The sequence below is a fragment of the Sphingomonas yunnanensis genome (genome assembly GCF_019898765.1).
In the GTDB taxonomy this organism is placed as follows: domain Bacteria; phylum Pseudomonadota; class Alphaproteobacteria; order Sphingomonadales; family Sphingomonadaceae; genus Sphingomonas; species Sphingomonas yunnanensis.
In genome coordinates this window covers 1,039,531-1,052,645 of the sequence record NZ_JAIOKB010000001.1, presented here as the reverse complement: position 1 = coordinate 1,052,645, position 13,115 = coordinate 1,039,531, and the positions used below count along the sequence as shown (strand labels likewise).

The following is a 13,115-nucleotide window of genomic DNA, read 5'->3' as shown; positions in this document are numbered from 1 at the left end:
CTCGCCGGCGCTGCCGGCTCGACCCGCCATAGGGAGAAGAACATGGCATCCACTACCGCGGCGGGCACCGGGCTCGCCATTTCGGCCGGCACACCGGCTGGCCAGACGGAGGCGGCGTACAAGGCGCTGACCTACACCGAGGTCGGTAACGTCGAATCGCTCGGCGGCTTCGGCGCGGCGACCGAGGTCGTCAGCTTCCAGCCGCTCAAGGGCGCCCAGCAGAAGTACAAGGGGCCGACCAACTACGGCACCCTCAACCCGACGATCGCCCTCGACGACGCCGACGCGGGGCAGCAGCTGCTCGCCACTGCCTCGGCGCCGGACAACAACGCGCTCTACGCGGTGCGGGTCACCAAGCCGGACGGCTCGACCCGCTATTTCCAGGTGCGCGTCTTCGGCATGCCGGAGACGATCGGCGCCGCCAACACGATGATCACCGCCCAGCCCGTGCTGGAGATCAACACGCCTGTCATCAAGGGCGCCGCGGTCTAACCTCCACCACCTTCCGGCTCCGGCCGGTTCCTGAGCATCGGCCCGTCTCGCCTATCGCGGGTTCGCGGGGCGGGTCGGTGCACCCTTCCTTCCCGCGAGAGGACACCCACCCATGGACATCACGACCCAGCGCGCCGCTCCGACCGGCGTGCTCCACCTGCGCGGCCTCGACGGCCAGCGCCTCTACAGCACCGGCCCGGACGGCAAGCCCGACCTGAGCAAGCCGGTCCGCATCCACTTCTACAGCCCCGGCTCCGCACAACAGGCAGAGGCCGAGGCGCGCGCGACGCAGCGCGCCTTGAAGCGCATGCAGGAGAACGATGGGCGTCCCAACCCGCCGACCCCTGAGGTGCGGCGTCTGGAGGCGGCCGAGGACCTCGCGTCGGTGACGCACAGCCTCGAGAACCTCGAGTACCCGCCCGCAGAGGGCGCGCAGGGTGAGGCGCTGTTCCGCGCGCTGTACGCTGACGCCGACCTCGGCTGGCTGGCCACGCAGAGCGCGACGTTCATCAGTAGCTGGGGAAACTTCAAGCCCAGCTCGGCGACCAGCTGAGCCTCTGGGTCCGGCACCTGGCGTGGCTACAGGCCACGCCGAAGCCGGACCCTCGATCGAAGCGGGCGCAGCAGGAGAACGTCGAGCTGGTGAGCCGAGTCGAGGCGATGAAACGCCGCGGCATCCGGACACCGCCGATGCCTGCCAACCCCGCGCCCCACATGACCGATCGGCTGATCGAGATGGGGCTGACCGAGGCCGCCGGCATGACGGCGGTCCCGCTCTCCTGGGCCGCGATCAATGCCTGGTGCGTCGCCACGGCCGTCGATCTGCCGCCGTGGGAGCGAAAGCTGATGCGGCGCCTGTCGAGCGACTTCCTGTCGACCGCGCGCGACGCCGAAGTCGAGACCTGTCCTCCACCCTGGCGATCCCCCGCCTCGCGCGAGACGATCGCTGCCGAGCTGAGCGTGCTCGACGAGCTGCTCGGCTGATCCGCCCGACCCCGCAACCTTCAAGCAGGAGGCCACACGATGGACGAAGACGCCCCCGGCTTGGAGGTCGGGTTCACGATCGACACGGGTCCCTCCGAGGCCAACATGGAGCGGCTGGTCACCGTCTCCGATCAGGCGGCCGACCGCGTGCTGCGCGACGCCAACCTGATCGAGCGCGCCACCAGCGGCATGGTGCAGACCGCCGCTGCCACGGCGCGGCTCAAGGATTTCGCCTCCGCGGCGACGAACCAGCTCTCGGGCGTGGCCGAACAGGCGGCGCGCACCACCGCTGCCACCTCCGGCTTGGGCGACGGCTATCTCGGCGCCGCGGCGAACGTCACCGCGTTCGGCAACGCCAGCACGCGCGCCGAGGCCGCGATCCGTGCCGAGCGCTCGCGCACCGAGCGCACCGGCGAAGCGCTGATCAAGGTCTACGAGCGCGAGACTGCCGCGATTGGGAAGACGCGCGAGGAACTACGCGCGCTCAAGGCCGAGGAGCTGGCGCTCACCGCGGCGCAGCAGGGCAACACCGATCTGGCCGAGCGCATCCAAGCGGCGACGCGGGCGAACGCGCAGGCGCGGTCCAACGCGGCTGAGGAAGCGCTCGCCGCCGAGACGAAGGCGCTCGGCGTACGCGACCAACAGGCGCAGGCCGACCGCTCGGCCGCGCTCGCCTATGCCAAGTTCAATGCGGTCGCGCGCGAGAAGATGGCGACGTACCGGCAGGAGGAGGCTGCGACCGCGGCAGCAGCGGCCGAGATGGAGCGCATGGCCGCCGCGGCCGACCGGCTCAAGCAGTCGGTTGATCCGGTCTATGCCGCGCAGCGGCGTTTCGACGACGAGATGGGCCGCGCGCGCCAGCTGGTCAGCGCCGGCGCCGTCTCGCTCGACGACTATGCCGCGAAGCTGCGGATGGAGCAGGGGCTGCTCAACAAGTCGACTGTGGCGCATCAGCAGCTCGGCGTGACCCAGCGCTTCACCGCCTCCGAGACCCTCAACCTCTCGCGCCAGTTCCAGGACATCGGCGTCACCGCCGCCATGGGGATGAACCCCCTCATGATCCTGGTGCAGCAGGGGCCGCAGATCTACGACGTGCTTGAGCAGGCCAAGCAGCGCGGCGTCGGCGCGGGCGCGGCGCTCGCGCAGATGGGTAAGGACGTGATGAGCTACGGCGTCACGGGCTTTGCCCGGCTGGCGACGTTCATCACGCCGGTGAACCTGCTGCTCGCGGGCACTGCTGTGGCGACAGTGGGCGCGATCCGTGCGCTCGGCTCCTACGGCGAGGCGATGCACCGCTTCGAGGCGACTGCGGCCGGTGTCGGCCGAGTGTCGGGCCAGACCGCGCAGCAGCTCGAGACGATCTCCGAGGTCGCCGCGCGCTACGGCGAGCGCTCGCTGAGCGCCACCCGCGAGAGCGCCAATGCCTTCGCCGCGGCCGGCATCCAGGGCGAGCAGACGCTGACGCTGCTGGCGGCCAACGTCGAGCGCTACGCCAAGCTCACCGGGCAGGATGCGGCCGCCGCGCAGAAGGCGCTCGCCGACGCCATGGCCGATCCGGCGCGCGCGGCCGAAATGTTCACGCAGCAGCTCGGCCTCCTGACCGGCGCGCAGTATGAGCATATCCGCCAACTCGCCGCGCAGGGCGACCAGGAGGAGGCCACGGCCGCGCTGACGCGCATCCTGAGCCGCGACCTCGCAGCGAATGCCGAGCACACCACCGGGCTGGCGAAATACATGGACGGGCTCGGCAGCGCCGTCGCCGGCGTGGCGACCGTGTTCGGCCGCCTCGATCAGCGGATCCGCAATGCGGGCGTCGCCTATGACGAGTGGCTGAAGAAGAACGTGGGCGGCTGGGCGGTCGACCTGCTCGGCACCGGCAACAAGGCGCCGGCCGGCCCCAACCCGAACGCCGGCCGCAACCAGGACCAGGTCACCGCGCTCAACGCCTCGCAGTCGCTCAACACGACCGGCATGAAGCAGTTCAACGATCTGCTCGCGCAGCAGCGCATCCTGCAGAAGGGTCTGGCCGACACGACCGGGCTGACGGTCGCGCAGGTCCAGGCGCTGCGCCACGACTATGCCGCGGTCACCGACACGATCGCGGCCAATCGCACCGCCTCGGGCGCGTGGATCACGACGCAGGAGCGCGCCCACATGGTCGCGCAGGCGCAGACCAAGCTCGCTGCCGCGCGCACGAAGACCGAGAAGGCCGCGGCGCAGCAGGAGCTGACGCGACTCCAGACCGGCGCCCAGGTGCTGACGCAGCAGGAGCGTCAGACGCAGGCGCTGGACGCGTACAACCGCGTAAACGAGCGCTACAGCCGCCCGCGCACTGACCACCACGCCGAGAACCTCCAGCGTGAGGCCGAGGCGGTTGAAGCGCAGACCGCCGGCCTCTACAAGCTGGCTGACGCCTATGGAGTGTCCGGCGCCGCGGCGCAGCTCGCCGAGGCCCGCGTCAAGGCGGAGACCTCCGCGATCCGCAAGCGCGGCGACGTGGACGCCTTCGTGTCGCGCCAGATCGAGCTGAGCATCGCCGAGGGCGCGGCCAACGCTGCAAAGAGCAGTGCCGCGATGCGCGATCAGGCCAGGCAGCAGGAGCTGGTCAACGCGGAAGTCGCGGCTGGCACCATCCCGTCTGAGCGTGCCAACGTGCTGCTGCGCGACAGAATGGCCGACCTGCCGCTGCTCGCAGCGCTCGAGGCGGCTGCGACGTTGAAGGGTGACGCTCGCACGAAGGCGACCGCCGCGGCGACCAAGGCGCTGGAGGACAGCCGCAAGGCGCGAGACAGCCTTACCGACGCCGAGCGCCGCGCCAGCCTCCTGGGAGCGCTGGAGCAGGGCGACGATCGCTTCGCGGAGATGCGTGAGGAGCTGCGCCTCATCGGAGCGACGGATGCGGCGCGGGTGCACTCGATGGCGATCTTCCGCGCCACGCAAGAGGCCGACCGCAGAAACTGGACGGGGCCGGACGCAGCCAAGTGGATCGGGCAGCAGGGTCAGCTGGCCGATCTCGACCATCAGCGTCAGCTTCGCGCCGACGCCTACAACGACAGCCTGCACTATCAAGCCGACCTTCTCGACACCGTGGCGAACAACGCCGGCAACGCCGCGCGCGGCATGGCCGACGCGTTCGGCGAAGCCGGGCGGGCACTCGGCGACACCGCGGCGATCTTCTCGCAATATGCGGCTGATCAGGCGCGGGCAGACGATGCTCGTCGGGAGCGGCTGAAGGTCCTTCAGCAGATGGACAAGGGCAGCGAGCGTGATGCTGCGATCCGTCGCACCAACGCCCTCTATGACCTTCGCAACTCCACGGCGCAGGTCGGCGTGTTCGGCGACATGGCCGCGGCGTCCAAGGGCTTCTTCGCCGAGCGCTCGGCCGGTTGGAAGGCTGCCTCGGCTGCCGAAAAGGCCGCGCGCGCGATCGAGTTCGCCCTGTCCGTCAAGTCCATCGCGGTGAACGCGGTAGAGACGGGGCAGAAGCTCGCCACCAGCGCGGCGCGGACGGCGGCAAACGCGGTTGAGGCGGTCGTCAAGGCGATCTCCTCCCTGCCGTTCCCCGCCAACCTAGCGGCGGGCGCCGCGACCGCGGCCGCGCTCGCCGCGATCGGCGTCTCGGTCGCGGGCGGTTTCGGTGGGGGCAAGAACACGCTGCCGAAGGCCAACGAGGGCACCGGCACCGTGCTCGGCGACACCGACGCCAAGTCGGAGAGCATCCGCCGCGCGCTCGACGCGCTCAAGGAGGTCGACCTGCTGATGCTCGGGACCTCGCGGCAGATGGCGACGTCGCTGCGCTCGATCGAGAGCCAGATCGGCGGCGTGGCGTCGCTCGTCGTGCGTGCCGGCAACGTCAACGCGGACGTCAAGGTCAACGAGGGCTTTCAGAAGAACCTGATCGGGTCCGTGCTGAGCAAGATTCCGCTGTTGGGCGGCGTGCTCGGCGGCCTGTTCGGCAGCAAGACCGAGGTGGTCGGCAGCGGCCTCTACGGCAAGTCGCAGTCGCTCGGCAGCATCCTCAACAGCGGCTTCGACGCGTCCTACTACAGCGACACGAAGAAGACGTCGAAGTTCCTTGGCATCACCACGGGCACGAAATACTCGACCTCGTACAGCGCGGCCGACGCCGGGCTCGAGAAGCAATTCACCCTCATCCTGCGCGACTTCAACGACGCGATCGCCGCGGCGGCCGGGCCGCTCGGCGAGTCGACGGACGCGATTAAGGGCCGGCTGAGCAGCTTCGTGGTAAGCCTCGGCAAGATCGACCTGAAGGGGCTGACGGGCGAGCAGATAGAGGAGAAGCTGACGGCCGTCTTCGGCGCCGCGGCCGACCAGATGGCCGCCTCGGCCTTCCCCGGCATCGAGCGCTTTCAGAAGGTCGGCGAGGGCGTGTTCGAGACGCTGGTTCGCGTGTCGTCGACCGTCGAGGCGGTGACGTCCTCGCTCGACCAGCTCGGGCTCTCGGCACGCGCGCTCGGGATCGACGCCAAGCTCGGCATCGCCGCACAATTCGACAGTCTGAGCGACATGCAGCAGGTCGCGGACGCCTACTTCCAGGCGTTCTACACGCCGGCCGAGCAGAACGCGGCCAAGCTCAAGCAGCTCGGCGCTGTCATCACTGGCCTGGGCGTAAAGATGCCGGAGACGCTGGCGGGCTTCCGCGCGCTGGTGGAGGCGCAGGACCTCACCACCGCGGCGGGGCAGGCGACCTATGCGACGCTGCTTCAGCTCGCGCCGGCGTTCGCCGATCTCAAGCAGTCGATGGAAGGGGCGAAGACCGCGGCCGACATCCTGGCCGAGCGGCAGAACCTAGAGCGCCAGCTGCTCGAGCTGGCCGGCGACACAGCGGCGCTGCGCGCGCTCGATCTCGCCAAGGTCGACGAGAGCAACAAGGCGCTGCAACAGCAGGTGTGGGCGGTGCAGGATGCGCAGGCGGCCGCCAAGGCCGCGGACGAGCTGCGGCAGGCGTGGTCGTCCGTCAGCGACAGCATCATGGACGAGGTGCGCCGCATCCGCGGGCTCTCTGCGACTGACACGACGCTCGGCTTCTCGGCGCTGATGGGCCAGTTCAACGCTGCGACGAGCGCGGCGCGAGGTGGCGACCAGGATGCGGCCAAGTCGCTGCCGGGCCTGTCGCAGGCGCTGCTCAAGGCGGCCGGCGATGCGGCGACGAGTCGGCAGGAGCTTGACCGGATCCAGACGATGACCGCCTCGTCGCTCGAGGCGACCTTTGCCGCAATTCAACGACTCGGCCTCGTGGCCGATCCGGCGAGCAGCGTAGCGAACATGATGGCGGCGATGCAGTCGGCGCCGGGCGCAGCCACGTCGACGCCGAGCACGGACCTGGCCGCCGAGATCACGCGTCTGCGTGACGAGGTGGCCGCTCTGCGATCCGACAACAACGCCGGGCACGCCGCGACCGCTGGCAACACGGGCGCCATCAAGCGGAAGCTCGACGACGTGACCGGTGCGAGCGGCGGTGATGCGTTTAGCGTGGTGCAGGCGGCATGAGGGTCGTTCTGGACGGCGGCAATTCGTTCGACCTCGGCATCGTCGAGGCCGCGCCGACGATCAGTATCACCGATTATAGCCGGCGGGTGACGGACGATTTCGGCGTCACCACGGTCGTGGAGCGCGGGTTCTCGCGCACGCTGTCGGTCAAGCTGGCGGTGCCGTTCGATGAGGTCGACGGGCTCCAGCGTCATCTCGCCGCCCTCCGCGCCACGCCGGCGCGCTGGATCGCCGACGAGCAGATCGCCTGGTTGGGGGCGCTGGGCTTCTTCAAGGACTTCGAGCTCGACCTCAACTATCCGCCGCTCAGCTACTGCACGCTGTCGGTAGAGGGCTTCGCGGAAACCGAGACGGCCGCCGACACCGGCACCGATCCCGCGCCCGACGATGCGACCTCCTCGCTGCGCGTCCTGCAGCCTGTCGTGCTCACCGAGGCGATGCTGGCGCAGAGCAGCGTGGCCGAGGCGGACGCGCCGGCGTGGAGCAACGCGGCCACCTACGCCGCGGGTGACCGCGTCATGCGGTCGCACGTCGTCTACGAGAGCGCTGTCGCCAGCAACAAGGCGCGTGACCCGCTCGCCGACCCAGCTGCCTGGCTGACGGTTGGCCCGACGAACCGCTGGGCTATGTTCGACCAGGCGCTCGGCACCGCGACCACTGCCAGCGGCTCGATCGTCGTCGGGCTCGACGCAGGCACGATCAACGCGGTTGCGCTGCTCGATGTGGTCGGCAGCACCGTGCGCGTGCAGGCGGCCGGCTATGACCGCACCGCGGCCGCTGGCCCAGGCGCGGTCACGTTTCTCGACATGCCGCAGGGTAGCGGGCGCGTCACGGTGACGATCGCGGGCAACGGACAGGTCTCAGTCGGCACGCTGCTGATCGGCAAGGTGGTGGGGCTCGGCACCACCGAGCGCGCGCCCACGGCGGGTATCACTGACTTCAGCCGCAAGGAGGTCGACGACTTCGGCGCCGTCACCGTCGTGCCGCGGTCGTGGGCGAAGCGAATGGGGCTGCGCGCGCTGCTGCGCACGGACGCGATCGACGCGGTGGCCAACCGGATCGCCTCGATCCGCGCGCGCCCTTCGCTCTGGATCGGCGACGTCGGCACCGACAGTCTCACGGTTTACGGGTTCTTCAAGGACTTCTCGATCGAGGTCGGCGAGGTCACCAGTAAGCTGGCGCTGACGATCGAGGGGCTGAGCGAGGCGGCGCCGATCTCGCCGGGCCTGGGCGGGGGAAGCGTGGCGTGGCCGGACATCACCGACCCGCTCGGCACGAAGCCGGCCAACAACGCCGACAAGACCAGCCAGAACACGTCTAAGGACACGAATGCGGTAGGCGGCACGCCCTCGGCCGACGTGTTGGCAGCGCTCGCCGCGGCGAAGGCTCAGCTGGCTGAACTCAACGACGAGATCATCCCGTCGGTCGACGCGCAGGTCGCCGCGGCCAATGATCGGATCTCGGCGGCGCGAGGCGATCTCGCCGCCGAGATTGAGCGTGCCAAGGGCTCTGAGGGGACGCTCAACGAGCGAATTGACAGCCTCGTGGTCGATGGCGGCGGCTACAACGACTCGGCCCTGCGCGCGGAGGTCTCGCGCGTCGATCAGGCCGCGATCACTCGCGACGCGGCGATCGGTCAGCGGATCGACACCGTTTCGGCGAGCGTCGGCAGTCAGATCGATGCCAAGGCGCAGGAGATCACCAGCGCTTACGCCACAGCCGACAAGGCGCTCGCCGATCGGCAGAGCACCCTCGAAGCGAACACCAACGATCTATCCAGCCGGGTGAGCAGCGCCGAGACCGCGCTGTCGGACGGCCGGTTCGCGACGGCGCAGAGTGTGCGGACGTTGGAAGCACGCGCGGCGCCACGGCCGAACTTGCAGGTCAATGGCGGCTTCGAGAACGGAACGGCGGGTCTGCTCGTGCCGCAGGGCGGGGCAGTCATCGACGATGCCGCGAGTGGGAAGCGCGTGCTGCATTGGGCGCTGCCAGATGAGTCGGTGGCGCTGCTGCCGCCGATCACCGTGCAAGCCGGCGCGCGCTATACCGTCAGCTTCGAGCTGACCCTGAGCGCCGACACAGGTGGCTTCCGCATCGATCCTTCGCTGTGGACAGGGGACAACGGCACCGGGTCGGTCTCATACGACACGCGCACCAGCCAGTCGTGGTTGGTCGGATCCAGCTCCAACGATCCGCGCAAGGAGTTCAGCTTCACCGCGCCTGCGGGGACCAAGTCGATTCAGCTGCGGCTGATTGCGTCGGGTATCAGCAACCCGCGCAGCATCGACGTCGCGCGCGTGAAGGTCGAGGCAGGTGACGCTCCGGCGACGACGTATACGGCAGACGCGTCCGTGACCGGTGGCCTGGCGAAGATCGACCAGGTGGCGACTGCGATTGCGGAGGGTGGCTTCGCCTCGGCCTCGACGCTCGAGCAGCTTCGGGCCGAGTATAATGGCACCGCGGCGACCGTGAGCACTCAGGCCGGCGCGATCGCGGGGCTCGACGGGCGCACCGCAGTTTTCTGGGGGGTCAAGGGACAGACGCCGGAAGGCAAAACGTCGATCCAACTCTCAAAGGTCGATGGCTCGCCCGCGCAGTTCTATGTCGGCGCGAATATGTTCGTTGAAGGCGACCTGTTGGTCGACGGTACGATCCGCAGCACAAAGCTCGACCCGAACAGCATGGCGCAGGTGGGCGCCGCCGCGTGGGCTGGGTCGGTTGCCGGCGTCGTAGGCGGCGCCAACGTGCCCTTCTCGCTCACGCTGACGCCTCTGCAACCCCGCGGTCGCTTCATGGTCGAAGCGATCATCGCGGTGCAGACCGACGCGGGTCAGCAGACGGTCACGACCAACTATAACGGCACGGGAAAGCCGCTGACCGTGACCCGCGTCGCGGATGGAGGCGGGCTGTTCCTCAGGTCCTATGACGATCAAGGGCACGTCTATCAGATCGACCCGGCGCGCCCCTTCCAGAGCATTCCGGTGCTCGCGACGACGCTGTTCGGCACCACCTTCGTCGCCACCGTCTACAAGGGCAACCGTGACACCGGCGTGGTCAACGAGGGCGACTATTACACCCGCGAGATCGCCGCCTCGTACGTCGTCACCGCGATCAACCTTCGCGTGACCTGGATCGCCATCTGAGGAGTCCGGCCGTGGAATATTGGATCATTTATCACCTTGAGACCGGCGAGCCGCTCATCCGCGGTAGCGGCTCGGCGGGCGCGGCAGCGCTCCAGCAGCTGCCCGACGGTGCCGGCATCGTGGTGGTGCCGCAGAAGGTTGTGGCACAGCCCGAGCTGGATCTCGTCGCGCTTCGCGTGGCGATGGCCGCGCGCGTCGATCAGGAGGCGGAAGCGCTGCGCATGCGCTACCTCACCCCTGGTGCCGGCCAGGCGATGACCTACACCCGCAAGGAAGCCGAGGCGCGCGCGTGGACGGTCGACAGTACGGCAGCGACGCCGTTCCTGTCCGCCGAGGCGACGGCGCGCGGCATCAGCCTCGCGCAGCTCGCGCCCGAGGTCATCGCGCAGGCCGACGCCTGGGTGCCGCTGGGTGCTGCGATCGAGGCCGTCCGCATGGGGACGAAGGCCGCGATTATGCGGGCCGGATCGCTCGGCGAAATCGTCGCGGCAGCGTCGCGCAGCTGGCCTGCCTGACCCTTCAAGAAGGAGAAAGACCATGAGGAAGATCATGCTGGCGAGCGCCTTGCTCGCCGCGCTGCTGGTGGCTGCCTGCGACGCAGACCGGCCGGCTGGCAACGCCGACGCCGGCAACTGGGTCGAAGCGGCGCCCTATCCCGACGGCACTCAGAAGTAAGGCTCGTGATCTTCATTCGGTTCGCCCGGACCTTCCGGGAGCGGGCGCCCGAGTGGGTGCTGGCCTTCATCCTCTGGGGGTGGGGCTTCACGCTCCTGCTCCCAGGGGACAGCTTCGGCCGTCCCTTCTTCCGGCCGCTGCGCGAGATGGCGCCGGAGGAGTGGTGGGGCACGGTCACCTTCGCCGTCGGATGCCTCCGCCTGGTCGCGCTCTACGTCAACGGCTCGCGCAGCGAGACGCCGAGGGTACGGCAGATCGGCAGCGGCGTCGGCATGCTCGTGTGGGCGTTTCTGACGGCCGGCGCGCTGGCAGTGGAGTGGCGGTCTCCTGCCGTCTTCACCTACGCCGGCCTCTTCGCCCTCGAAGCGATCATGTTTCAGTACGCAGGAGCCGACGCGCTCCGGGTTGCTTCGGGGACGTATGGCGATGGACGCAAGTGAGGTGCCGACGTGGGTGCAGTCTGTCGGCGCACTGTTCGGAACGGCAGGCACCGTCGCCTGGCTGACCTGGAACGAGCGGAAAAAGAAGAAGGCAGCCCCGCCGGTAGCCGAGGGCGAGGCGACCGTGGTTGCCGCGTCCATGGTCGACTCCCGTTCAATCAAGTCGTTGATCGACATGGTCTCCGAACTGAAAGCGGAGATCCGCGACGGCAAGGAGCTGCGGCACTCCGATAGCCGCTCCGAGCGCGACTGCATGGAAAGCCTGACCCGCGCGCTGCGTGAGAACACCGACGCGCGCCACAATCCGAGCCTCACGCCCGAGGTGGCGGTGATGCTCGCCCGCCTAACCGACAAGGGGTGATCATGACCGACACCGACCGACACTGGCGCTATGTGCTCGCCACGATGCTGATCCTCGCAGTCGCGGGCATCGCCGTTCTGGTGGCGTACCGCACCGTGCCCGAGGCGAGCCAGCGCCTCCTCGATACCCTCGCGGGCGGCCTGATCGGCGCGATGACACTCGCGGTGCAGAAGGCGATCGACGGCGCGCGAGCGGCTGCGGACGCGGTGACGATCGAGAGGCAGTCGGCACAGCTCGCCGACTCCCGGCCGGCCGACGTGCCGACCGGCCGCCCTGGTGATCCTGTCGCGGTCACCGAAGAGCCGCGCTGACCTCACTCGAGAAGGACTGACGATGACCAAACGGGCTTTGCTCGCTGCTGCCGTGCGCCCATTCGGCCCCGGCGGAAAGCTGCTTGATGAGCACATGCCGGCATTCAACGCCTTCGCCGACGCGATTGGCGTGCCCCGCGACGAGCAGGCGCCCGCCGCGGCGCCGGCGCCGTCCGCCTCGACGAAGGTGCCGCCCGACTATTTCGACAAGCTCGCAGGGATCGAGAGCGGCCACAAGCTCTACGCCAAGGCGCCGACGTCGAGCGGGTCGGGGCTCTACCAGTTCCTCAAGGCGACTTGGTTGGGCGAGGGCGGCAGCTGGGGCAGCAACGCGGCGCTGCCGTTCGGCGGCCTTAAGCCGACGGCCGAAGAGCAGCTCGCGCGTGTGAAGACGCTGACCGCGAAGAACGTCGTGGTGCTGCTGCGCGCCGGCATCCCGATCAACAGTGCCTCGCTCTACGCGGCGCACTTCTTCGGCGCCGGCAAGGCGGCCGAGGTGATCGGCGCCGACGTGAGCGCGCGCGCCGACGAGCTCGCTGGGTCGGCCGCGACGAAGGCGAACCCTTCCATCTTGAAGGGCAAGACGGTCGGCGACTTCCTGAGCTGGCTTCACCACAAGACCGGCGAGTGGGCGCGCTGATGCGCTCCGTCATCATCGCTATCGCGTTCGTCGTTGTGGTCGGACTCGCCGCGGCGATCATCGGCCCGCGTGCCTGTAGCCGGGCTCAGCAGACCGCCGCGGAGGCGCAGGCCGGCAGCGCGCGCTCCGACGCGATGGCCGACGCCGCGATCGGCGCCGCGGCCGACACTGCCGCCGCCATGACGACCGCCGCGGTGACCGCGGCCACCTCCAAGGAGAACGAAGATGCGATGCGCCGCGCGCCGGGCAGCACGACTGCTGTCCCCTCTACTTCCAATCGGGCTGCTCTTGGCAAGCTCTGCATGCGGCCCTCGACCCGTGATCAGCCGGGCTGCGTTGCCCTGCTCGGCCCTCGTCCAGGGACCGCTGGCCGCTGATGTTCCGTCCGCCGAGGTCCCGCCTGATCCCGCGACTGTGGCGGATTGGCAGGTCTTCGGCGACACCCAGACCGGCCAGCTCGAGACGTCCAACCTCTACCGGCGCTCCGCGCTCGAGATGATCCGCCGCTGCGAGGCGCGCGATCGCGCCGTCGACCAGCAGCTCAAGGCTCACTGACAG

Annotated in this window: 13 protein-coding genes; all 13 read left to right on the top strand. The window is 69.3% G+C overall.

What is annotated here, in order from left to right; genetic code table 11:
* Positions 1–42: 42 nt before the first annotated feature.
* The 13 genes from K7957_RS05070 to K7957_RS05010 all read left to right on the top strand — a co-directional run bounded on the left by K7957_RS05070 (position 43) and on the right by K7957_RS05010 (position 13,112).
* On the top strand, positions 43–492 hold the full coding sequence (locus tag K7957_RS05070; RefSeq protein WP_223010832.1) for a phage tail protein: 450 nt from the start codon (positions 43–45) through the stop codon (positions 490–492).
* Positions 493–604: 112 nt separating this feature from the next.
* Positions 605–1,045 (top strand): hypothetical protein, encoded by a 441-nt coding sequence (locus K7957_RS05065; RefSeq protein WP_223010831.1) that lies wholly within the window; start codon positions 605–607, stop codon positions 1,043–1,045.
* A gap of 137 nt (positions 1,046–1,182) precedes the next feature.
* Positions 1,183–1,476, top strand: a complete 294-nt coding sequence (locus K7957_RS05060) for a hypothetical protein (RefSeq protein WP_246616648.1) — start codon at positions 1,183–1,185, stop codon at positions 1,474–1,476.
* Between the two features lie 39 nt (positions 1,477–1,515).
* Positions 1,516–6,987 (top strand): phage tail length tape measure family protein, encoded by a 5,472-nt coding sequence (locus K7957_RS05055; RefSeq protein ID WP_223010830.1) that lies wholly within the window; start codon positions 1,516–1,518, stop codon positions 6,985–6,987.
* Positions 6,984–10,130, top strand: a complete 3,147-nt coding sequence (locus tag K7957_RS05050; protein WP_223010829.1) for a coiled-coil domain-containing protein — start codon at positions 6,984–6,986, stop codon at positions 10,128–10,130. Before K7957_RS05055 ends, K7957_RS05050 begins: the two co-directional genes overlap by 4 nt.
* Positions 10,131–10,141: 11 nt before the next feature.
* Positions 10,142–10,645, top strand: coding sequence for a hypothetical protein (locus K7957_RS05045; protein ID WP_223010828.1), 504 nt, complete (start codon positions 10,142–10,144; stop codon positions 10,643–10,645).
* 22 nt (positions 10,646–10,667) lie between these two features.
* Complete coding sequence (locus tag K7957_RS05040) at positions 10,668–10,805, top strand: hypothetical protein (RefSeq protein WP_223010827.1); 138 nt, start codon at positions 10,668–10,670, stop codon at positions 10,803–10,805.
* A gap of 5 nt (positions 10,806–10,810) precedes the next feature.
* Positions 10,811–11,245 carry a hypothetical protein gene (locus K7957_RS05035; RefSeq protein ID WP_223010826.1) on the top strand — a complete coding sequence of 145 codons (435 nt, stop codon included), beginning with the start codon at positions 10,811–10,813 and terminating at the stop codon, positions 11,243–11,245.
* A complete protein-coding gene (locus K7957_RS05030; RefSeq protein ID WP_223010825.1) occupies positions 11,232–11,606 on the top strand; it encodes a hypothetical protein in 375 nt (124 codons plus the stop codon). Before K7957_RS05035 ends, K7957_RS05030 begins: the two co-directional genes overlap by 14 nt.
* Positions 11,607–11,608: 2 nt before the next feature.
* Positions 11,609–11,917, top strand: coding sequence for a hypothetical protein (locus K7957_RS05025; protein ID WP_223010824.1), 309 nt, complete (start codon positions 11,609–11,611; stop codon positions 11,915–11,917).
* 94 nt (positions 11,918–12,011) lie between these two features.
* A complete protein-coding gene (locus K7957_RS05020) occupies positions 12,012–12,557 on the top strand; it encodes a hypothetical protein (RefSeq protein WP_223010823.1) in 546 nt (181 codons plus the stop codon).
* The gene (locus K7957_RS05015; RefSeq protein ID WP_223010822.1) at positions 12,545–12,934 is read left to right on the top strand and encodes a hypothetical protein; all 390 of its coding nucleotides are present in this window, start codon (positions 12,545–12,547) and stop codon (positions 12,932–12,934) included. Before K7957_RS05020 ends, K7957_RS05015 begins: the two co-directional genes overlap by 13 nt.
* Before the next feature lie 37 nt (positions 12,935–12,971).
* Complete coding sequence (locus K7957_RS05010) at positions 12,972–13,112, top strand: hypothetical protein (RefSeq protein WP_223010821.1); 141 nt, start codon at positions 12,972–12,974, stop codon at positions 13,110–13,112.
* Positions 13,113–13,115 lie beyond the last annotated feature (3 nt).